The sequence below is a fragment of the Chroococcidiopsis sp. [FACHB-1243] genome (genome assembly GCF_014696895.1).
GTDB lineage: Bacteria > Cyanobacteriota > Cyanobacteriia > Cyanobacteriales > Chroococcidiopsidaceae > Chroococcidiopsis.
This window is the reverse complement of sequence record NZ_JACJQX010000001.1, coordinates 37,066-58,884: the sequence shown is the minus strand read 5'-3', so window position 1 is coordinate 58,884 and position 21,819 is coordinate 37,066. Positions and strand designations below refer to the sequence as shown.

Annotated in this window: 22 protein-coding genes, 1 tRNA gene and 1 pseudogene; 11 read left to right on the top strand and 13 right to left on the bottom strand. The window is 44.8% G+C overall.

Features of this window, described 5'->3' with window-relative positions:
* The first annotated feature begins 61 nt into the window (after nt 1–61).
* A complete protein-coding gene (locus tag H6G17_RS00275) occupies nt 62–457 on the top strand; it encodes a Fur family transcriptional regulator (protein ID WP_192153378.1) in 396 nt (131 codons plus the stop codon).
* Nucleotides 458–488: 31 nt separating this feature from the next.
* On the opposite strand, the gene H6G17_RS00270 is transcribed toward H6G17_RS00275, so the two are convergent.
* Entirely contained in the window at nt 489–1,445 is a 957-nt protein-coding gene (locus H6G17_RS00270; RefSeq protein ID WP_015157116.1) for an SPFH domain-containing protein, read from the bottom strand.
* Nucleotides 1,446–1,587: 142 nt separating this feature from the next.
* Nucleotides 1,588–2,022: an NfeD family protein gene (locus H6G17_RS00265; RefSeq protein ID WP_106166717.1), complete on the bottom strand. Its 435-nt coding sequence runs from the start codon at nt 2,020–2,022 to the stop codon at nt 1,588–1,590.
* 274 nt (nt 2,023–2,296) lie between these two features.
* Here H6G17_RS00265 and H6G17_RS00260 point away from each other — a divergent pair, with 274 nt between their 5' ends.
* Entirely contained in the window at nt 2,297–2,521 is a 225-nt protein-coding gene (locus H6G17_RS00260; RefSeq protein ID WP_039715191.1) for a ferredoxin-thioredoxin reductase variable chain, read from the top strand.
* A gap of 163 nt (nt 2,522–2,684) precedes the next feature.
* Here the strand turns inward: H6G17_RS00260 and H6G17_RS00255 are convergent, their stop codons facing one another.
* Nucleotides 2,685–3,209: an SRPBCC family protein gene (locus H6G17_RS00255; protein WP_192153377.1), complete on the bottom strand. Its 525-nt coding sequence runs from the start codon at nt 3,207–3,209 to the stop codon at nt 2,685–2,687.
* 404 nt (nt 3,210–3,613) lie between these two features.
* On the opposite strand from H6G17_RS00255, the gene hemF reads away from it, so the two are divergent.
* Entirely contained in the window at nt 3,614–4,645 is a 1,032-nt protein-coding gene (gene hemF / locus H6G17_RS00250; protein ID WP_192153376.1) for an oxygen-dependent coproporphyrinogen oxidase, read from the top strand.
* 68 nt (nt 4,646–4,713) lie between these two features.
* The gene (locus H6G17_RS00245; RefSeq protein ID WP_192153375.1) at nt 4,714–5,037 is read left to right on the top strand and encodes a hypothetical protein; all 324 of its coding nucleotides are present in this window, start codon (nt 4,714–4,716) and stop codon (nt 5,035–5,037) included.
* Nucleotides 5,038–5,060: 23 nt separating this feature from the next.
* On the opposite strand, the gene H6G17_RS00240 is transcribed toward H6G17_RS00245, so the two are convergent.
* Both H6G17_RS00240 and H6G17_RS00235 read right to left on the bottom strand, forming a co-directional pair.
* On the bottom strand, nt 5,061–5,639 hold the full coding sequence (locus tag H6G17_RS00240; RefSeq protein ID WP_192153374.1) for a chromophore lyase CpcT/CpeT: 579 nt from the start codon (nt 5,637–5,639) through the stop codon (nt 5,061–5,063).
* A 197-nt stretch (nt 5,640–5,836) separates the two neighbouring features.
* A complete protein-coding gene (locus H6G17_RS00235; protein ID WP_192153373.1) occupies nt 5,837–6,334 on the bottom strand; it encodes a GNAT family protein in 498 nt (165 codons plus the stop codon).
* Nucleotides 6,335–6,567: 233 nt separating this feature from the next.
* Here H6G17_RS00235 and psb29 point away from each other — a divergent pair, with 233 nt between their 5' ends.
* Complete coding sequence (psb29, locus tag H6G17_RS00230) at nt 6,568–7,320, top strand: photosystem II biogenesis protein Psp29 (RefSeq protein ID WP_192153372.1); 753 nt, start codon at nt 6,568–6,570, stop codon at nt 7,318–7,320.
* A gap of 74 nt (nt 7,321–7,394) precedes the next feature.
* On the opposite strand, the gene H6G17_RS00225 is transcribed toward psb29, so the two are convergent.
* The 3 genes from H6G17_RS00225 to H6G17_RS00215 all read right to left on the bottom strand — a co-directional run bounded on the left by H6G17_RS00225 (nt 7,395) and on the right by H6G17_RS00215 (nt 9,376).
* Complete coding sequence (locus tag H6G17_RS00225; protein WP_015157125.1) at nt 7,395–7,760, bottom strand: phage holin family protein; 366 nt, start codon at nt 7,758–7,760, stop codon at nt 7,395–7,397.
* A gap of 171 nt (nt 7,761–7,931) precedes the next feature.
* Nucleotides 7,932–8,456, bottom strand: coding sequence for a biopolymer transporter ExbD (locus H6G17_RS00220; protein ID WP_192153371.1), 525 nt, complete (start codon nt 8,454–8,456; stop codon nt 7,932–7,934).
* An 80-nt stretch (nt 8,457–8,536) separates the two neighbouring features.
* Nucleotides 8,537–9,376 carry a MotA/TolQ/ExbB proton channel family protein gene (locus tag H6G17_RS00215; protein ID WP_192153370.1) on the bottom strand — a complete coding sequence of 280 codons (840 nt, stop codon included), beginning with the start codon at nt 9,374–9,376 and terminating at the stop codon, nt 8,537–8,539.
* 240 nt (nt 9,377–9,616) lie between these two features.
* On the opposite strand from H6G17_RS00215, the gene H6G17_RS00210 reads away from it, so the two are divergent.
* Nucleotides 9,617–9,913, top strand: coding sequence for a YkvA family protein (locus tag H6G17_RS00210; protein ID WP_192153369.1), 297 nt, complete (start codon nt 9,617–9,619; stop codon nt 9,911–9,913).
* 220 nt (nt 9,914–10,133) lie between these two features.
* Here H6G17_RS00210 and H6G17_RS00205 read toward each other — a convergent pair.
* Nucleotides 10,134–10,206, bottom strand: a tRNA-His gene (locus tag H6G17_RS00205).
* A gap of 118 nt (nt 10,207–10,324) precedes the next feature.
* Here H6G17_RS00205 and H6G17_RS00200 point away from each other — a divergent pair.
* The 4 genes from H6G17_RS00200 (at nt 10,325) to cobA (ending at nt 13,712) form a co-directional block, all read left to right on the top strand.
* Nucleotides 10,325–10,705 carry a DUF4359 domain-containing protein gene (locus H6G17_RS00200; RefSeq protein WP_192153368.1) on the top strand — a complete coding sequence of 127 codons (381 nt, stop codon included), beginning with the start codon at nt 10,325–10,327 and terminating at the stop codon, nt 10,703–10,705.
* Between the two features lie 272 nt (nt 10,706–10,977).
* A complete protein-coding gene (locus H6G17_RS00195; RefSeq protein ID WP_192153367.1) occupies nt 10,978–11,673 on the top strand; it encodes a manganese catalase family protein in 696 nt (231 codons plus the stop codon).
* Between the two features lie 433 nt (nt 11,674–12,106).
* Nucleotides 12,107–12,901 carry a sirohydrochlorin chelatase gene (locus tag H6G17_RS00190; RefSeq protein ID WP_192153366.1) on the top strand — a complete coding sequence of 265 codons (795 nt, stop codon included), beginning with the start codon at nt 12,107–12,109 and terminating at the stop codon, nt 12,899–12,901.
* A 40-nt stretch (nt 12,902–12,941) separates the two neighbouring features.
* Nucleotides 12,942–13,712 carry a uroporphyrinogen-III C-methyltransferase gene (gene cobA / locus H6G17_RS00185; protein ID WP_192153365.1) on the top strand — a complete coding sequence of 257 codons (771 nt, stop codon included), beginning with the start codon at nt 12,942–12,944 and terminating at the stop codon, nt 13,710–13,712.
* Between the two features lie 30 nt (nt 13,713–13,742).
* Here the strand turns inward: cobA and H6G17_RS00180 are convergent, their stop codons facing one another.
* From H6G17_RS00180 to pruA, 4 genes and pseudogenes are all read right to left on the bottom strand, one after another.
* Entirely contained in the window at nt 13,743–16,469 is a 2,727-nt protein-coding gene (locus H6G17_RS00180) for a phospholipid carrier-dependent glycosyltransferase (RefSeq protein WP_192153364.1), read from the bottom strand.
* 4 nt (nt 16,470–16,473) lie between these two features.
* A complete protein-coding gene (locus H6G17_RS00175; RefSeq protein WP_192153363.1) occupies nt 16,474–16,935 on the bottom strand; it encodes a GNAT family N-acetyltransferase in 462 nt (153 codons plus the stop codon).
* 78 nt (nt 16,936–17,013) lie between these two features.
* Nucleotides 17,014–17,169, bottom strand: a pseudogene (locus H6G17_RS34460) (Uma2 family endonuclease); the annotation flags it as partial.
* 113 nt (nt 17,170–17,282) lie between these two features.
* A complete protein-coding gene (gene pruA / locus H6G17_RS00165; protein WP_192153361.1) occupies nt 17,283–20,333 on the bottom strand; it encodes an L-glutamate gamma-semialdehyde dehydrogenase in 3,051 nt (1,016 codons plus the stop codon).
* Nucleotides 20,334–20,709: 376 nt separating this feature from the next.
* Between pruA and H6G17_RS00160 the strand changes: the two genes are divergently transcribed.
* Nucleotides 20,710–21,792, top strand: coding sequence for a class I fructose-bisphosphate aldolase (locus H6G17_RS00160; RefSeq protein WP_192153360.1), 1,083 nt, complete (start codon nt 20,710–20,712; stop codon nt 21,790–21,792).
* Nucleotides 21,793–21,819 lie beyond the last annotated feature (27 nt).

Genomic DNA, 21,819 nt, shown 5'->3' with positions numbered 1-21,819 from the left:
CTAGTTTAGAAAGCAAGGGAAGTGCGATCGTCTCTTCAGTCATCAAACTAAGATACTGTCTATGAAAGCCGAGAAAGCTGAACGTACTCGCAGTCAAGAACGAATCTTGCATTTACTAAAAAACTCCAATAAAGCAATATCTGCCCAAGATATTTACGTAGAACTTCGCAGTCGCAATCAAAGCATAGGTCTAGCTACGGTTTATCGCGCCTTAGAAGCATTGAAACTCGAAGGAGTCGTGCAAGTCAGAACGCTTGCTTCTGGCGAATCTCTCTACAGTTGCGTTCAGCAAGATAAACATCACCTAACATGCCTGCAATGTGGCAAATCGATTCCGATCCATCAATGTCCCGTCCACGAGTTAGAAAATCAGCTGAATAAATCGCACAAATTCAAAATTTTCTACCACACCCTAGAGTTTTTCGGCTTGTGCGATCGGTGTCAGGTTAGTTTGTAGAGACTTTACATGTAAAGTTCTCTACAAAGTCTCACTCCCTACTCCCATCCGAGATCATAGAACGCATACCCTCGATCGTCCCAGGAATGCTACGCGGATCCATGAACATGACTTTGCTGCTGTCACTGCTGCCAATTTGCTTGCCCATGTCTAAATAATGTTGGGCAATTAAAAATTGTAAAGCTTCAGCAGCGTGCGGTTCTGTTTGCAGAATCTTGGCAATAATTTGCAGTGCTTCCGAGGTAGCTTGTGCCTGCAAAATTTGTTGTTGGCGTTCGGCTTGCGCCTGCATGATAATCGTCTTCTGTTGCGCCTCGGCTTGCAGAATTGTGGCTTTTTGTTGGGCTTCAGCTTCGAGTACCTGCGCTTCCGCTTTTCCTTTGGCGCTGTTAACTGCCGATTCGCGATCGCCTTCCGAAGTCAAAATCGATGCCCGTTTGCGGCGTTCTGCTGCCATTTGCAGTTCCATCGACTCTTGCACCGCCTTGGAAGGAATGATATCGCGCAATTCCACCCGCGTTACTTTTACGCCCCAAGGATCGGTAGCAATATCTAAATCCTGTAGCAAAATTTCGTTGATTTGCGTTCGCGCTGTGAAGGTTTGATCTAACTCCAGTTGTCCCATTTCCGCCCGAATTTGTGTCAGCACCAAATTCACCATTGCCGATTGGAGATTTTCTACCTTGTACCAGGCTTTTTCCATATCAACAATCCGCCAGTAAACCACAGCATCGACTTCAATGCCTACGTTGTCGCGGGTGATGCATTTTTGGGGTGGAATATCTAAAACTTTTTCCCGAATTGTCTCGCGAAAGACAATGCGATCGAGAACGGGAACGACAATATTTAGCCCTGGTTGTAGTTTTTTATGATAACTACCAAATCTCTCTACCAAAGCTTCATTGCCTTGATTGATGATTTTGACGGAGCTAGCTAGGGTAGAACCACCACCTAGCGCTAGTACTATCAGTAAAAATAATTGTTCCATAGCAGTGAGTAGTGAGTAGTGAGTAGTAGGGGCGCACAGCTGTGCGCCCGTACAAAAATTCAGATAGCGCGCCCGTACAAAAATTCAGATAGCACGCCCGTACAAAAATTCAGATAGCGCGCCCGTACAAGCAGTATTAGTCTTAATGATGAATCAGGCTTTCTGGCATCACGATCAACGTAGTTCCCTCTCGACTGACAACATAGACTTTTTGTTGTGGCAGTATGCTGAGCTTTTCGTCAGCACATTTTGCCCGCCAAGAATTCCCTTCATATAACACCCGTCCCTCTTTACCCGCAGTAATTTCGGTTAAAGTTTCCGCTACTGTAGCATCTCGAATTTTTGAATGTCGTTGTGGTGCTGGGATTAAGCGTCGCGACAGAAAGACAAAAGCTGTAGATAAGGCAAGCCATACGACGACTTGCAAGCCTAGATGAGGCAAAATTGGCACTGCTATGGCAACCACAACGGCACTAACTCCCATTGCGAAGCTCACAAAGGCTGTAGGTAGCACGAGTTCGATCGCACAAAGAGCGATACCGATAAGCAACCACAGCCAGACAAGATTGATTGACATTTTTTACATTTTGCGCTTTCTATTTTAATTTTTACTCTTTTCTACCACTGACTGTCACTTAGAAGTCGTAAGTCGTAAGTCGTAAGTCAGAATTAACTGGTCATTGGTTACTGGTTACTGGTCGCTGCTCTCTACTCCCTGCGCCCTGATAACTGATAACTGAAACTTAGGGGACGAAATTATGCAAAGATAAAAGATTGTGACAAGTAAGCACTGATATAGAGGACGAGCAGTGGTGCAAGTCTGTGGAGAGGAAACACTAGGTTCAAAGGTTATGAAAGTTGGCGATCGCGTTCGTGTTAAAGAATCCGTTATCGTATACCATCACCCAGAACACCGCAACCAACCCTTTGATATTAAAGGTTTGGAAGGAGATGTGTTGGGTATTGTCAATGAGTGGCATGGCAGACCTGTAAGTGCCAACTTACCTGTTTACGTGCAGTTTAGTAAAAAGTTCAAAGCACATTTACGGGAGAATGAAGTCGAACCCATATCGTAGAAAAGCACCAAATTGGTGCTTTTCTACAAATAATGGCTGCGGCGAAACCAACTTCTGAATGTTGAGTTCGCCCTGCATTTGTGGTAGTTCTTGGCAATGTCTCGATATGATAGTGTTTGCGTCTTAAACGCTCGTGACTCCTCAGCTATTACCCATTCCTCTTTCAAAAATCAAAACAGCTATTCTTAAAAGGTTTTGGCTTTCCTGATAAGGCTGAGTTAGCAGCTTGTTCGGCGGCTTTGGCTAAAGCTGCTGCAACTTGTTCGGCGCGGTGACGAGTCAACGACCAAATGAGCGGCGATAGCCAGCCATCTAAAGTAACGGAATAAGAAACGCACGTACCGCAAACGGTAGATTCGACTTTGTAGGTAATGTGTTCTTCCACTCCTGGGATAGCAAGTACGCGCACGCGCAATAATTCTCTAGGACATACGCTTTCAACAAAGATCCGAATTGGGAAGGGTCCCATCCGGGTGACGGCTTCAAAGATTAATCCTGGCTTCGGAACTAAGCCGTAGGGTACATTAGTTTTGGTCAGTAATGGATGCCATGAAACGTCTGCTAAGTCAACTACCTTTTGCCATAATTCATCTACCGAAGCCGAACTAATTTGTCTATAAGTACGTACTAAAGAACACTGAACGCGACGACCCTTGCGCTGAATCAATCTTGATATGTAGCGTCGCATTTTCTTCTTCCTCCTTTTGCCTGTTGAGCTTAGCAGGCATTCTGACTTCGGCGGCAACCAGGGCAAGTATTGATGATTATTTTGGGCAAACTTTCTCTAGAATACTCAATTAGAGTTTAGTATTTCACTGAAGATTTTCGCTTCGCTGTATTATGGGGTGTTAATTTGAGGGACAATATGTTCAGTGGTCTATTATCTGTATTGACTCAACGGATAATGTTAAGTCATTTGCAATTGATGCGATCGCAGTTTGAAATATGACTCGATTGTGACTGAGTGATGTAAAGCATTTTTAAGTTTTGCCAGTTAAGTACTGCTTTCGCTGCTCAAAGCTTTCAGACTTACACAAAATTGTAGATGTTCCTTGCCACAAAATAAAAATTTAACAGAATTTTATTGACAACATGACGACTGCTTCTACAGCTCAACCAACTTCCTCCCAACCATTACCCCCAACTGACGCGAAAGAACGAGTCAGCCAGTGGATGAAACAGCTACAAGATAAGATTTGTCAAGCCCTCGCATCAGCTGATGGTGCGGGGAAATTTCAGCAAGACGAGTGGGAACGGGAAGAAGGCGGCGGCGGGCGATCGCGCGTGATGCGCGAAGGTAATGTATTAGAACAAGGAGGAGTCAATTTCTCCGAGGTATGGGGTTCTCATTTACCGCCGTCGATTTTAACCCAACGCCCAGAGGCAGCAGGACATAAATTTTATGCCACGGGTACTTCAATGGTGTTACATCCCCGTAACCCTTACATCCCGACAGTTCACCTGAATTACCGCTATTTTGAGGCTGGTCCCGTCTGGTGGTTCGGTGGCGGGATAGATTTAACCCCCTATTACCCATTTGCTGAAGACGCAGCTCATTTTCACAAAACACTGAAGCAAGCTTGCGATAACCATCATCCAGAATACTACCCAGTCTTTAAGCGCTGGTGCGATGAGTATTTCTATTTGAAACACCGTCAAGAAACTCGCGGTGTCGGCGGAATCTTTTTTGACTACCAAGATGGTAGGGAGGGACAGTTATATCGCGGACCCCATTCTGATAGTCCGGCGGCTGTTTATAGCAACCAACTGGGTAATCAACCCTCTCGTAGCTGGGAAGAAATCTTTGCTTTCGTGTGCGACTGCGGCGAGGCGTTTTTACCATCCTATTTACCTATTGTCGATCGCCGTAAGAATATAGAATATGGCGATCGCGAACGCAATTTTCAACTCTATCGACGCGGACGTTACGTAGAATTTAACTTAGTCTACGACCGAGGCACGATTTTCGGGTTACAGACCAACGGACGCACGGAATCAATTTTAATGTCTTTACCCCCCTTGGTGCGTTGGGAATACGGTTACACGCCAGAACCCAACACTCCCGAAGCCGAGTTGTACGACACATTCCTCAAACCCCAAGATTGGGCGAATTGGAATTCTTAAGCAAATATGAGTTGTAGAGACATTACATGTAACGTCTCTACAACTCATCAAACATTTAGCAGAAAGCTATGTCTGAGTCATTGCAATACATCACGAACCAAGAGGGCGAACAAGTCAATGTACTTCTAGATATGGAAACTTACCGTAGACTAGTTTCCCTTCCATCTGATGCAGAAATTCTATCAGGATTAAGTCTAGATGAACTACTAGCCTTAGCAGATAGTATGCTAGCTTCTACTGCTCAAACTCAACTAAGTGAATTACTGGCTCGAAATGCCGAAAATCAGCTTTGTACTGAGGAAATAGCAGTTCTAGATCGTTTGTTGATGCAGGTTGACCAACTTAACATTCTCAAAACAAGAGCTAGATACGCTCTAAATTTACATTCATAGTCAGGACAGAAAACTCTAAAAATTTACTTTTTGCGGAAACGATACGCACCCATAATCGCGCCCCACTTGGCTGCACCTGTATTCATATCTATGCCTTTGTCATAACTTAAAAACTCTTCCGGGGTGGCTTCAAAACCAAGATTAACTTGTTGAGTATTACCTTGATAGGTAAAGCAACATTTTGCATCTGGTGGGATTGCGGCTTTAAAGTGGTAGCTATTGGAACCTAATTGTTGCCAAGTCACAATTAATAAACAACCAGGTAATAATTCAAAATCGTCAGGAGTAAATTGTTGCAATCTCTCAGGATTTGCCCCAGCACCACGCACGGCAGTAAAATCTTTAGGAATATAATACTGTACTTGAATTTTTCCATCCTCATGCGCCTGCATTCGCATCAATCGCGGACGATAGGGTTTATCTAAATACAAAGCATTGGCTTGTTCGGCAAATAGGGTAATACTGTCTGCTTGAAATAGGGGGACGGGTTTTTGCCACAGCCGTAAGTGGACGAACCAAGCAGGATCGGCGATCGCCTGGGCTTTATTTTCAAATTCACCTGCCATATAATCGGCGAGGGCAATTAATTCTGTTGGTATCATAAGAAATTCAAAAGTAAAAAATTTGTAGGGGCAGGTTTAGCGAGAAGCTGCGTCAAAGTCTGAAGTTCATCGGACAAAACCTGCCCGTACCAGAATTCATCGGGGCAGGTTTAGCAAACAACTACATCAGTTATGAAGTTAATTGAACAAAACCTGCCCTTACCAGAATCCATAGGCGTATTCGCCCATAAACACATTCAAATTTTTTCAGAAAGTTGCTGAAAGTATTCCTGCTCCAAAATCGACATCACCACTTGAGAGGCATACTTATCTTGCTGCTTCACGACTTCTCTTAGCAATCCTTCCTCACGAAAACCTACCGATTGATATACGTGTCTGGCGCGGTGGTTATCCTCAAACACATCTAACCAGAACCGATGAGCTTTGTATTCCGTAAAAACCCAATCTAACAGCAAACGTAGTGCCTGCTTACCATAGCCTTGTCCTGGCTTTGCCATAACGATGCGTACCAAGCAAATATTGCCATGAAGTGATGTAAGACCAGATAAAATTGCATACCCGATCGCAGCTTCAATTTCATCATTTTGGAAGATGAAATATTGACAATCTTGTGAATTCATGTATTGCTGGTGTTGCTCTCGGCTAGAGGAAAAAATAAAGTTTTGAAATTCTGCTCTAGCTTCCTGAGCCAGAAAAAAATCAATATCTTCAGGACGTGCAGTTCGCGATCGCATTATTCAGTTATCAAGTGACTAGTGGAACTAGTGGCTGGTGGCTAGAATGCTTCCTCTGCTCCTGGAACTTCCTTGTCTCTCTTGTCTTCCATATCCCCATTGTTTCCATACCTTACATCCTATTTTCCCAGTAACTAAAGATTGTAAATCGTTGAGACCGATCGGCTTTGGCTTGGCAAAAGTCACGTTAAAGCGAGACAATAATCTAATAAGTCTTCCCGTTATGTTTAATTGTGAATAACCTGCGTACTGTCTCCGATACCAAGCGAAATTTCTACAATCAACACACCCGCCCGATTAACACGATCTATCGGCGGGTGGTAGAAGAACTAATGGTAGAAATGCATTTACTCTCAGTCAATGCTGATTTTCGCTATGACCCCATCTACGCTCTAGGTGTCGTTACGGCATTTGAGCGGTTTATGCAGGGCTACCAGCCAGAACGGGATAAAGAACCGATCTTTGAGGCGCTGTGTCAGTCTATCGAAGATAATCCCCAGAGATATCACCAAGATGCCGATCGTCTGCGTCAACTCCTTCAAAACGTATCGGCGCAACAACTGCTCGACTGGATCGAGGGTAAAGCTTCCTTGCAAGGTGCAGAGGATTTGCAAGCACAAATGCAGGCGATCGCCCAGAACTCCAAGTTCAAATATAGTCGCCTATTCGCAATTGGTGTCTTTACCCTGTTAGAACTAGCAGATGCGGAACTTGTCAAAGATGAGAAGCAGCGAGTGGAAGCGCTCAAGCAAGTAGCAACTGCTCTGCACGTACCAGAAGATAAACTTAACAAAGATTTAGAGCTATACCGTTCTAACCTCGATAAAATCGAGCAAGCGCTGATTACAATGGCAGATATTCTTTCAGCCGATCGCCGAAAGCGCCAACAACGCCTGCAAGAAAAAGAAGCTGGTGTTGCTACCAGCAACGGTGATAGCAGTTCTGCTTCTGGCTCGTCCCAGGATAAAACTCCGTCTGGTTCCTAGTCATGTAGTACAAACGTCTGTGGGGGCGCACGGACGTGCGCCCCTACAAATCAAATATGCAAACAAGGTCAATTCTAATAAGCTGGAGCTACAAAGGCATAAATCAGATGGCTGACAACGGAAAGCGCCAGCGCCCCCAGTAGAACGCTCCAAATTCCTGCTCGGAGGCGGAAACCTTGGACTACAGAAGCTGCAATCCCAAGGGCGATCGCCGAAATCGCAAAGGTGACAAATCCTGATAATAAACCGAACGTGAGCAAATTAGGGATAAAAAATAGCGCTCTTAAAATTGGATTAACAACAGCAGCGACTACCCCTAGTACAGCTGCCGAAAGATATGCTTTAGCGGGGCTATCTACTTCCACACCAACTGGAAGTTTGCTGACAATCAAAAGACTGGAAGCACTTACTAACCAAGCAATTAATAAGTCGATTAGCATACCTACAACTCCTTGAGTTTGAGATTGAGAATAACTCACTTATAGGAGTAGGCTAGCGAATCAAATGACTAGAATTCATCTATAAATTGACAGAAAACAAGCTGTATCCTACTGCTTTTCTACCTCCTTTGCAGTCTACCGTTGGAAAATTGTCTTCGTATGACTTAGAGTTCATGGCGATTGGGGTGCGATCGGCGCAGTAGAATTCAAACGGGGGTCGGTATTAGGATTAATCGGAGCCAAGGGCGTAAGATCTGGCGATGATAGATTAGAACCAGATGGTAAATCGGGGGAGCCAGGAGTCGTGGCTAAAGCAACGCGATCGCCTCCAATTTGCCGCATGACATCTAATAACTGAATCACGTCGTTGTAGCTCGACGACCGTGAAGCATTTAAAATAATTGTCCCGAGGGGATTAGCTTGAGTGTAAGCTTTGAGCGTTTGTGTCAGCTTATCTATTTGTACTGGCTCTTTCTCGACATAAAGCTGTCCCTCTTTGAGAGTTACAATCAACCGCGATTGGAACATTGGTGCTGTACCAGTACTCGCCTTGGGTAACTGAATTTCAATCGCTTGCTGGCGTGTAAATTGCAGTGCTGCCAAGAGAAAAAACGTCAAAATGCAAAAAATGACATCAATTAGAGGAATAATTTGAACTTGAACTTCTTCAATTGGTGAGTGCAGGTTGATTTTCATGAGATTGCTAGCTTTAACAGATGAAAATTACGACAGGAATTACTCTTGCTTTTGACTTTTGACTTTTCACTTTTGACTTCCTAGACTTCTGGTGCAGTAGAATCTTCTCGCTGACTGGGAGATTGAGGCGGAACGCTGTAACCAGGATTTATGTTTGTTTGCGGATTTATTGGTGGTTCGGGATTAACAGCCCTTCTATTACCTAAGTCAAAGCTAAAACGCCGATCGGCACCGCCTCCAGGGATAACTTCTGGTGTTGTCATGGCAGAAGCAGGAGGAGCAGTGGGAGAATCTTGCAGGTTAACCCAATACTGACGGTATAGTAATTCTAATTCGCTACCTGCACGGCGAAATACTTTAATTTGATTGACAGCAAATCCTTGAAATAAGCGATAAAAAACCAAACTGACGATCGCTACAATCAATCCTGTTGCCGTACTAATCAAAGATTCACCAATACCAGTGGTCACGCCAGCGGAAGAAGCCGAACTGATCTGTCCGAGTGTAATCGAACCTAAAGATTGAATCAGTCCCAGTACTGTTCCCAACAATCCTAACAGGGGTGAAAGCGCGATCGCTGCTTCTAAAATCTTCTCCCCTTGACGCATAGAGGCAATTTCATCTTCTGCGGTTGACTCTAGTGCCAGCCGAAATACTTCCGGATCGGGCGTAGACAAACGTAACGGTGCGTATAAGAACCTACCCGCAGGTTGATAGGAAAATTTTCTGGCTAATTCCGTAGCACTTTGCCAATTTTGTTGAGCCGCATCTAGAACGCGCTCGACAATTTCCCGTTCTTGAGAAAAAATCTTAAACCAAAACCCCAGCCGCTCAACGATCACGCTCAAAGCTAAAATAGACAGTGCTAGCAGAGGCCACATGGCGGGTCCGCCTTTGCGGAAAACATCTATAACATCCACTGTTGTTCCATTCCTCCTTTGATTCTTTCGGCACAGCATACCACTGGATTGGATTGCTGCCCACTGATAAGCAATTTAATTTTAAGCGTCTTAACTGTTCATCTCGTGTTTTGTCACCCATCGCGAGAGCGAAAAGATCGCAATCTCTTTATCGTATCTTCCCAACTTTTTAGCGACGGTTTTTCCCACTTCTATAAGCTAAGTTATTTGTCAAGATAAAAGAGAGCTGGAGGTACATAAATGAACTTTTCAATCCAATCTGTTTACGGCTGGTATCGTAACACTCTACGCAATCCTAAATACCGTTGGTGGATAATTCTCGGTACGGCATTGTATTTCGTCATGCCATTTGACATTGCTCCCGACTTCTTGCCGATTGTAGGACAATTAGATGATGTCTTTTTATTGACGCTATTGGTCTCAGAAGTTTCCCAAATGGCGATCGAAGGCTACAAAACCCGTAGAGGTAAAAGCACGGCTAACGCCACCGATACCACTGATAGTACAGTCGATGTAGATGCAGTATCTGTAAAGTAGTCGCCTACAAAATTTAATTTAATTTAATCTAAACAATTATCCTTTCCGTGGCGCTTGCACAATAATATTGCCATGGGAAGGATATATTTTTACAGGCTGATTTGGCGCAAAAACATAAAAGTTGTGGCAAAATTGTGGCGGTCGCGCTCTCAAAAGTCTACAACTGGCAACAACTTTGCTTTAACTTAAGTTTGCTTTAATTTCGTTTGTTCTATTTGAGGGCGAACGATGGGACTCGAACCCACGAGTGGAGGAACCACAATCCTCTGCCTTAACCACTTGGCTACGCTCGCCATTGTATATACCAGTATACTATCTTATCAGCTATTTCTCAATATCGATCGGGACTGGAACCGAGCTAACCTACATTTAGTCCAGCAACAGAGTCAGAAGTAACATAAGATATGCAGCATGAAGCGATCGACAAGTATTAGTTATATAGGATTAGCAGTTCTTGGCGGGCTGGGAGTGGTAATGGCATTGACTAATCCCGATCGCTCTGCCTACGAGATTTATGCTGGCGAACGGTTAGGAACTTACATCAAGGATGAAGTTTGCCCGCAAGCGCCGAACGTCTTCGGTCTGGCTTTGCAGCAAAACTGTAGTGACTTAGTTGATTCTAGTTCGCCTGTCATCCAACGTATTGTAGCTAATAACACCAAGCGACAAAACTTTCTTTTATTCAGCATCTACACTACAGATCTTGCCGTTGGTGGCGTAATTCCGTCATATCGGTTTCAAACGGTCGGTGCAATGCAAAACTTTTTTACATACTCTGCACAGAAGCAGTAGTTAAATCATAACTTTTGATATAGATAAGTTAACTGACAACTCTTTCCTCAGACGCACCCGCCACTGTGGTTGCTGGGTTTACACTAATCTTGGTGGATGTAACACCAGTAATTTTAGCCTGTAGTCATGGCGATCGCAGATTTTACAAAAAACTAAATCAAATCTCAGTTGTTATGGATTTTTTGTGACAAGGAGATTTCGTCACTGAGAGAGCCAAGTTTTTTCAGGAAGAGCGATCGCTAATTGTGAAAAATTGAGAGAGGAGAATTTGCATGTTTTTTCATAAAAAAGAACCAATTCACGTTGTAAACATTAAAGAACCAAATCCTCGCTTTGCTCAACTTTTGCTAGAACAATTTGGTGGTGCGACAGGCGAACTATCGGCGGCTCTACAATACTGGGTACAGTCTTTTCATGTAGAAAACGCTGGGATTCGCGATATGCTGCAAGATATCGCGATTGAGGAATTCGGTCACTTAGAAATGGTGGGCAAAATGATTGAAGCTCACACTAAAAATGTAGACCAAACCGATGCATATAAAAGTACTTTGTTTGCCGTGCGTGGGATGGGACCTCACTTTTTAGACAGCCAGGGGAATGCTTGGACGGCTAGTTATCTCAATGAAGGTGGCGATGTCGTGCGCGACTTGCGGGCTAACATTGCTGCGGAAGCTGGAGCAAGACAAACCTACGAAGAATTAATTAAGCTGTCAACTGATGAGGGTACAAAGAATGCTTTAGTGCATTTGCTAACAAGGGAAATTTCCCATACGCAGATGTTTATGAAAGCACTAGATTCTATGGGCAAGCTGACCGAACCTTTCTTTGGTAATATTCAGCCTGACGAAACAGTTGATATTTACTACAATCTATCTACCAACGGTAAGCAAGACGAACGCGGTCCTTGGAACTCAGAACCATCATTCCGCTATATTGCCGACCCAGTGAATGAAGTGACTAAAGGCTAGGAATTCAAATTAGAGACAACGTAGGTTCGTAACTTCTAGTTTGATAATACAATCAATGCAAGATAAGTTAGTGGATGTTAAATCTACTAACTTATTTTTATCGCAAGACTTCACGAGCGATCGAACTTTTCGTTATAACTGCTGTTAGTCATTGGTCATCGATCGTTTGTTCCACGACAAGCAGGCTAGAAATGTTTTCCGCTCGTTTAAGACTCAAGCAGAAATGCTATATTTGTAGAATTGTAAAAATGTAAAAAGCAGATATGGTTCGTTAGAAGGCGATCGCGGCAGAAATCGGCAAAAATCAAAATCTATTGCGATCGGTTCGTAGCTGAAATAATAGCAGCAATTGATACAGAAAATCTTACCTTAAAGTCATTTGCTAGATAAATCACACGATGAAATCGAGCTACTGTTAAATTCCCAACTATCGATGCGCTCTGCTTATTTACTGGTATCTCACGGCAGTCGAGATCCGCGCCCGCAGTTGGCGATGGAACGCTTGGCGCGGCTTTTGCAAACGAGCAGGGAGCAATTACCAAGTCACAAGTCACAAGTCACAAGTCGTCAGCCGCAATTAATCCCGAATTCCGAATTCCGAATTCCGAATTCTTCCCCAGTCCCTCTAATAGGTACTGCTTGTTTAGAGCTAAGTCAGAAGCCACTGCACCAGCAGATTGCAGAGTTTAGCGCTCGCGCCTTATCTTGCGGATATCAGCAAGTGCAGATCGTGCCTTTGTTTCTCTTGCCGGGAGTTCATGTCATGGAAGATATTCCAGCAGAAGTGGAGCAGGCGCGACAAGCCTTGAAAGTTAAGGTAAAGCTGGAATTACGCCCTCATTTAGGTTTCCATGCTGGCTTAGCAAGGCTGTTAAAACAGCAGCTAGACCAAACGCAAGCAGAGCAAACAATCTTGCTAGCGCATGGGAGTCGGCGTAAAGGTTCTGAGCATCCTGTAGAAGCGATCGCCCAACAAATAAGTGCTGTAACGGCATATTGGTCAGTTGCTCCTAGTTTAAACCAACGAGTGCAAGAGTTGGCGCTCGCAGGATGGCGACGAATTGCGATTGTACCGTATTTCTTGTTTGCTGGAGGTATTACCGATGCGATCGCGGAAGTTGTAGGACAATTACAACAACAGTTTCCCGCGATCGAGTTTTGTCTGATGCAGCCACTAGGGGCAACTCAGGAATTAGCCGATCTGATTTGGGATCTGATCGAGACGTAAATTCATTGACATATAAACTGCCAAAACGCCAAGGAAGAGAATGAACGAGTTTGTGGGTAAAGTCTACTTAGTGGGTGCGGGTCCAGGCGACCCTGGTTTATTTACACTCAAAGGTAAGGCATTGTTGGAATGTGCCGATGTTGTGGTTTACGATGCCCTCGTAAGTCCGGCAATTCTATGCATGATTAACCCCTTGGCAGAAAAAATCAATGCAGGAAAGCGGCGGGGAAAGCATTCGTTGGTGCAGGAAGATACGACCCAGTTATTGCTCGAAAAGGCACGAGATCATGCAGTGGTGGTGCGATTAAAAGGGGGCGATCCATTTATCTTCGGGCGTGGCGGCGAAGAGATGGAAGATTTGGTAGCAGCTGGGGTATCAGTGGAAGTCGTGCCTGGTATTACCTCCGGTATTGCAGCTCCAGCTTATGCAGGTATCCCATTAACCCATAGAGATTATAGTTCTTCAGTCACGTTTGTTACGGGACACGAAGCAGCAGGAAAGTATCGCCCCAAAGTCAATTGGACAGCTGTAGCCCAAGGTTCGGAGACGATCGCAATTTATATGGGAGTCCACAATTTACCCTACATAGTCGAGCAGTTATGCGAGGCAGGGTTAAGTGCAGATACACCAGTAGCTCTAGTACGTTGGGGAACTCGACCGGAACAAGAGGAATTGATCGGCACTCTAGCAACAATTGTGGCGCAAGTAGAAACGACAGGTTTTAGCGCCCCCGCGATCGCCGTTATCGGTAAAGTGGTAAACCTACACAGTGTACTAGCAGGCTGTCGCCCTGTTTTGGTGTCAATCTAAGGACTACTTCTCTCGCACCACACTCTTTCCCTACTCCCTGCTCCCTACTCCCTGCTCCCTAAAAGTAGAATAATCGTGCCACGCTTGGATGAGGTTGCCTTGCATTAATGCAGCAATACCGTGTAGGGCGTGTAATTCTGGAATTTCGGAGTTGAGTGCTAAAGCAGGTTTAAGGGCAGTTTGGGCGGCGGCTCCATTCCAGTTATATAAATGGACAAAAGCAAGGTAGGCGTAAGCATAGGGATTTTGCGAGTCTAGCTGCGTCACTCGTTCTAGTGCCGCGATCGCACCTTGTACTTTTTGCTGTAATATTTGAGCTAACGTCAGAGCGTAAGCCCAATCTAAATTTTGTGGTTCCTGTTTCAGCCTGTACTCCATTGCCAATTGTACCTGTACTAAATAGTCTTGGATCGGGTCGTATTGATTAATCCGTCCGACTTCCGCAAAGACACGATCTAATGCCTTAATTCCTTGAGGTAAGGTTGCTGCTAAAAGTCGTTCTTGCGTAACTAAATCTAATTCCGGTGCAGGTGTGGCTGTAGCCCCAGGGTCAATTTGTAAAGCTACTGGTGGTACGGTGATGGGATAAGTTTCACCTGTATTGCGGTTGAGATATGTCGCCTCCAAAGTGTAAATTCCCGCAGATAGATCGGATGGAGGCATCATTGCTGAATGTTCTGTTACAAAATTGGTAATTGGTAATTGGTAATTGGTAATTGGTAATTGGTAATTGGTAATTGGTAGTTGCTCTGTTGCCACTAAAAGACCAAGACCAAGACCGCGATCGTGGATCCAGCGATCGCTTTGTTTGTCACTATCCTGATTTTTCCATGTGAGTAACACAATACCAGGTTGCAACTGCTCCCACGTCCCAGACCACTCATAAGTCACCGGAATCGGCTTTCCGGGCGGTGCTACTGACGGTACTGTAACTCTTGATAGTGTTATGTGAGTGGTTGGTTGTTGGTTGTTGGTTGTTGGTGACAGAGTGGTGTGTGGTGTGTGGTGCGTGGTGCGTGTTTTTTCTCCCTTGTCCCCCTTGTTCCCCTTGTCTCCCCCCTCTCCCTTGTCTCCCTTGTCTCCCTTGTCCCCTTGTTCCCTCTTCCTCCGACTCCCGACTTCTATCTGCGGCACACGGCGATGATACAGTTTCAAGGTGCTGCGATCGGGTAAAGTCCAAGTTTTTTGTAAATTGAAATCAGGGGACTGTTCCACGTACTGCACCATAGCACTTTGAGCATCTGGAACCGAACCTTGTTCGCCTGTTTTCGTGACAAACCAATCGAGCGATCGCCCGTCTTGGACAATTTGCTGTTGGCGCGTCCCTACTTGCCGTCCGTAAACCTGAAAGTTTCGTAATGCCCCAAAATAATTTAAGCTGTGCTGATTGACTTCTAACGTTGAAGGCAATACACCCAAATTGGATCTGATATAAGGTGCAGTTTGGACGATCTCTTCAATGACTCGCTCGTGAGGATATTCTGACTCCATGTAAGCATAATGTTTGGCATTAGGACTGAGAATTGAAGCAATACGACTACCTAATATTCCTCCTATAGGAAACAAATTTAACCCCATGACTAACACTGCCAAACCTACCGTACTCCAGCGAACTTGCTGTCCCCAGCGCCCGCGCCAGCACGTCATACCATAGGCAAGAAACAGCGCGACTCCAGGTAAATAAGGCACGACATAGCGACTATCTTTATTGATGTTCAGCGAACAGAGTAGATACGCACCGATGAGGAAGATTGATAGCCAAACGAGGGAGTCGGGAGTCGAATTCTTATTTTGACTTTTAACTTTTAACTTTTGACTTTTATAAAGTAATAGTCCTACGATTGGTACGAGCAAAAGTACCCAAGAAATATGCTCTGGCAGTAGTTTCCAGTAGTAAGTCCAAGCATCGAGGGTATTGAGGGCTGGATCGCCTTCAGCTAGGGCAGAATCTATCGTTGCTCGTTTTCCCCCAGTTAGAATCAGCAACCAGTTTGTCCGATACCACGGCATAAACACGATCGCAGATAATAACAGGGCGATCGCAAATTGGCAGATCCGCCCAATATTGCGTTTGCGAATCGCTTCAACCCCAGTCCAGACAATCGGCACGAATAGAAAAAACAATGCCGTCTGCTTGACTAACAACGCTAATCCTAGAGAAATGCCGAATGCAATTGCCCAAATCCAATCGGTGATTATTGTAGGTGTAGGGGCGCACATCTGTGCGCCCCTACCATATTGCATTTTCCCTTGTCCCCTCATCTTCCAAACCGTCAGACACCAAAAGCATAGCGTCACGACAGCCGTAAGGGGATAATCAAGTAAGAAATCTAGACGTAACTTATATAATCCAGGGATAAGCTGGCATATCCCAGCTGCCCATAATCCAACTTCAGCGCTAAATAGTTGTACCCCCAGTCCGTAGACGGAAACCAGCAGGATAGCACTGAAAAATGAATTTACCAATGTAGCGCGATCGCCGCCAGTGCCAAAAATCAGCTGGGTAATAGCCGCAGCAATCTGCGTTAAGGGAGGGGCTTTTGTGGAAAGCTGCCAAAAGTCAGTCCACCAATCGCTACTGAACCACTGGGGCTGTTGTAGTGCTTGCCAGTAATTCAACGAACTCGTAAGATATTCTGCTCGATCCCAATCTGGAACGGAACGATCGCAGGCAAACCAGATGCGATCGACTACGACTCCTGCTAACCATATCAGTAGGAGAATGAGTAGATGGCGATGTTTGAATTTAGCTAACACGAAATCAATAGGTTGAGCCTAATTTCTTCCTCATTTTGACATGGGGAATGCCAGCTTCTTCAAATACTGCTCCTTCTGGCTCAAAACCTAATTTTTGATGCAATCCCTGAATATATTCTTGGGAGTGGAGGACGACTTCTTGCATCTTTTTTTGGGCTGCCAGCTCAATCGCTTTTTCCATAATTAATTTACCAATGCCTTTCCCTCTAGCAATTGGTAAGACGGCTAGCCTCTCAATTTTTGCCGCGCGATCGTCTAAATACCTAATTCTAGCAGTACCGATAGGTTGAGCATTCATGTATGCAAGAATTTGGTCTGAGGTTTCATCTTTGCCATCAAAATCTAATTCTGGCTCTATTCCCTGTTCTAATTGAAAAACTGCCGCTCTCACCGATCGCATGGCTGAAAAATCTTCAGGTAATTCAGCAACTTTAATTGTTAAATTTTTATCAAAATTCCTTGACATCTACTCAAGATAATTTCATTTACTATAGATTATCTTCAATAACTTTGTGTCTTTGCGACTTTGCGCGATCGATTTATTTTAAGCAAATAACGATGCGATCGCACAGGTAAAACCAGGTAATAAAGGTGAATTCAACACATTTCCACTCATCAGAGTAGCAACTAAATTTAAAACCGCTTGTTCCCTTCGATAAACTTCAACCTGTTGCTTGCGCCAATCTACAATCCAATACTCTATATTGGAAATTACAATTTGGGACAGGGCGGGTTTATCAATATTGTTGAATGGAAACAGAAATTTTTGGTGAACCCGCCCATACATTATTTGGGTAAATTACCCATGTCGATTTATTCTGCACCTTCGATGGGGGCAAAACCCTGACGCTGAACGTTCTCCGTGACTGTACGCGGCTCCAAAAATTGTAATAAATAATCGGGACCACCCGCTTTGGAACCAACTCCAGACATTTTAAAGCCGCCAAAGGGTTGTCTGGCAACGATCGCCCCTGTTATCGTGCGGTTGATATACAAGTTACCTACTTCAAACTGTTCCTGTGCCATCTGGATATGAGATGGGGTACGAGAATACAGTCCCCCCGTCAAGGCGTAGTCAGTCCCGTTAGCAACGGCGATCGCCTCTTCAAAGTTGTTCACCCGAATTACCGCCACTACGGGACCAAAAATCTCTTCTTGGGCGATCGTGGCTGTGGGAGGCACTTCGGTAAAAATCGTAGGGTTGACAAAATAGCCGTTATCTGGAGAGGGAATTTCTACAGCGATTTTTGCTTCTCGCCGCCCTTGCTCGATATACTCGCGAATACGGGCTTGAGCGTTACTATCAATCACGGGACCAACTTGAGTGCTGGGTAATTCCGTTACACCGATGTTGAGCGATCGCGTCGCTTCTACTAAGCGGTGAATGAAAGTATCGTAAACCGAATCTAAAACAATTACCCGCGATGCAGCCGAACACTTTTGTCCGCTGTAACCGAAAGCCGATTGCACCACACCCACCACGGCTTGGTCTAAGTCGGCACTTTCATCGACAATCATCCCATTCTTACCACCCATCTCAGCAATGACGCGCTTCAGATGCTTTTGTCCTGGTTGGACTTTTGCCGCTTCCGCATAAATTCGACAACCCACTTCGCGGGAACCTGTAAATGCAATTAAATGCGTGTCGGGATGGTTTACCAAGTGCGCCCCAACTTTAGAACCTTTCCCAGGAACAAATTGATAGACACCTTTGGGAAATCCGGCTTCAACCAAAATTTCAGTTAATTTTGCCGCAATAACTGAAGATGTTTCCGCAGGCTTGAGGAGAGTACAATTTCCTGCTACCAACGCCGCTACAGTCATGCCAGTGGCGATCGCTAAAGGAAAATTCCAGGGAGAAATCACCACCGCAATTCCCCTCGGTTGGTAAAGGTAACGGTTTGTTTCTCCTGCCACGTCGTAGTTATAACCCGCATCTAATCTTTCCATTTCCGCCGCATAATAACGACAAAAATCGATCGCCTCTGATACTTCTGCATCGGCTTCTTTGACAGGTTTACCAACTTCTAACACGATCCAAGCCGATAGTTCGGCGCGGCGTTGTTCCATCAAATCGCCAGCTTTGCGCAAAATACTTGCTCTTTGTTTCGCTGGGGTATTTTTCCACCCAGGAAACGCCGCCTTCGCCGCTTGCATTGCCTGTTCTGCTTGTTCGATGCTGAGGAGTCCGACTTTTCCCACCACCTCGCTGAAGTTTGATGGGTTTACAGAATCAATGATTTCCTCAGTAGAAACGTACTCGCCATTAACCAGAGGCAAATAGGTTTTGCCAAATAGCTGTCGCACTTGTTGAAAAGCCTGTTGTGACATTTCTCTCGCCTCGACTGCGGCATAATCTGTATCGGCTGCTGGTTGAAACGTGGTGCGTGGTATTGTTTCCGACTCCCCTGTACGGGCGGGTTTTGAACCACGATTTGTTGATGGAAGCCGTGAATCTTTTGCTAAACCCGCCCCTACGACTCCCGACTCCCTCAAAATAGGTGGCGCGATCAATTCCTCAATCGGACGTTCTTCCAAATTTTGCCGCAGGAAGGAACTATTTGCGGTATTTTCCAACAAACGGCGAATTAGATAAGCCATTCCAGGTAAAAGTTCGCCGTAGGGACAGTACACCCGTACCCGATAACCGCGATCGCTCAACACTTTTGCCAGTTTATCGCCCATGCCGTACAGAACTTGCATTTCAAAGCGACGACGAGGAATGTTGAGAGTTTCAGCGATCGCGATTGCATGGGCTTGCGATCGCACGTTATGACTACCTATTGCCGAATAGACGTATTCGTGATTTTCTAGCAACAACTGGGTAATTTTTTCAAAGTTAAGATCTGTAGTTGCTTTGTCGTTAAATACGGGTTGCTGCCAGTGCTTTTGTTCGGCTTTAATTGTTTCCTGATCCCAGTAAGCACCTTTAACCAGTCTGACGGTTAAAGGATAGCCTCTTTGTTTTACCCAAGCGATTAAATCTTGCGTATCTCGTTCGCTATCGCGTAAATATGCTTGAACTGTGACACCAACATCTGTACGACTGCGAAATTCTTCTTCTTGCAGAACTTGTTTTAAAATAGAGAAAATCAGGTCTTTGTAAGCGTATTGTTCCATATCAAAATGGATCGATACGCCTAATTCTTTAGCTTTTCTTAATACAGTGCGGATGCGATCGCTAACTCTTGCTGCACTACCCGCCGCATCCAACGGATCGAACTGAGAGTAAAATGCTGTCAGCTTTACCGAAACTTGTACCTGTGGCAAAGCTTCCCCATCAGCTTCATCAATCTGTGCAACTGGTTTCCAATTCTTGCTAGCTGCTGCTAGCTGTGCCATTAAATCTAAATAGCGTTCTAAATATGACTGCGCTTCCGCTTCAGTAATGACTGCTTCACCCAAAATATCGATGGTGAACGCCATTTTTTCCTTCCGCAGCCGTTCGATTGTCTTTAATGTCTGCTGAATATTTTCTCCAGCAATATATTTATGCGCTAAAGTTTCTACAGCTGTCGATACAGTCGTTGCGGCTACCTGCCCAGGCATAGAATCTGGGTTAGCAAAATTGAGCATTCCTTTTAAGGCAGTAGGAAGTTCTACTGACTCATCACCAAGGTATTCTTGTAAATGGCGGGCAATTTCTGGCTTACTCCGTAAAGCAGGCAAACAGTCAATAAAACGAAATAGCTGCACCCGCAACCCAGGATTACTCATTGCCCAGGCGAGTAACTTGTCATCCCAGCGCATTTGGTCGCGAATTGAGGCAAAAAACGAACGATTTTCTCGCGTCGCCGCTAACAGTTGTTTGGCGATTTCTTGCGTTTTTGGTTCGTAGGTGGTTGGTTGTGCTTGTAATACCACAGATGGCAGACTCCCTGTTTAAGGCATTGAGGCAATTCGATTGCAATCTAGGTGCGATAACTTGAGTGCGATCGCTCCCCTATTGAAAGGTTTTCACTCCCTCTTAACTTGATTTGTAGCATAAATAACTTTTTTCAGTTATGAGTCATTATGTTGGCTCTATTGACCAGTCATTTATATTTGTAGCCCTTGATAAGTTACGTTTTAATAACTATATTTTGACAACAAATAAATTCTGACTGTCTTAAGGGTAAGTAACTGAAAACTAAAAATAAAAAGTAAAAGCTAAGAAGATGGGAAACCGTCCAACTGGAACAGCGCAACAAATATTTATTCTTGTCAGAATGGGAGTTGAAACTCATTAAGGGAAAATGCTATGACTGCTACGCTGTCTGCACCCCAAGCGATTGAGTCTTGGTTGGGTCAAGAAGCAGAAGACCTCCTCACGTACAAAGCTAAGGTTCCCAAAGATTTATTACATTTACCAAGCCCAGATGCAGTAGACCGAACTTTTAGCATTAGCGATCGCAATCCGCAAGTATTGCGCAGCCTTCAGCAACTCTACTCTCACGGGCGATTGGCAAATACGGGTTATCTTTCAATTTTGCCAGTAGACCAAGGGATCGAACACTCCGCAGGGGCTTCGTTTGCACCCAATCCGATGTATTTCGATCCAGAAAATATTGTTAAATTGGCAATGGCAGCCGAGTGTAACGCCGTTGCTACCACGTTAGGCGTTTTGGGGATAGTTTCTCGCAAGTATGCCCACAAAATCCCCTTCATTGTCAAAATCAATCACAACGAGTTACTCACTTTTCCCAATCAATTCGATCAAGTTTTGTTTGGTTCGGTCGAACAAGCTTGGAATTTAGGCGCTGTAGCAGTTGGGGCTACAATTTACTTCGGTTCGGAAAACTCTACGCGCCAAATTCAAGAAATTAGCCGCGCTTTTGCCCGCGCCCACGAATTAGGAATGGCAACTATTTTGTGGTGCTATTTGCGTAACAATGCCTTTAAACAAGACAAAGATTATCACCTAGCTGGCGACCTCACCGGACAGGCAAACCACCTGGGTGTCACGATTGAAGCCGATATTATTAAGCAGAAGCTACCGGAAGTCGATCGCGGTTACGAAGCTGTTGCTAAAGCTAGCGGCAAAAGCTACGGCAAAACCAACGAAAGAATCTACACCGATTTAACGAGCGATCATCCAATCGATCTCACCCGCTACCAAGTTCTCAATTGCTATAACGGACGAGTGGGATTAATTAACTCTGGTGGTGCTTCCGGTAAAAATGATTTTGCCGAAGCCGTGCGTACGGCTGTAATTAACAAACGGGCTGGCGGTTCTGGCTTGATCTCCGGTCGCAAAACCTTCCAGCGTCCGTTTGAAGAGGGAGTCAAGTTATTCCACGCGATTCAAGATGTTTACCTCTCTCCAGAGGTAACGATCGCGTAACATCCTTGTCTGTAGGGGCGCACTGCT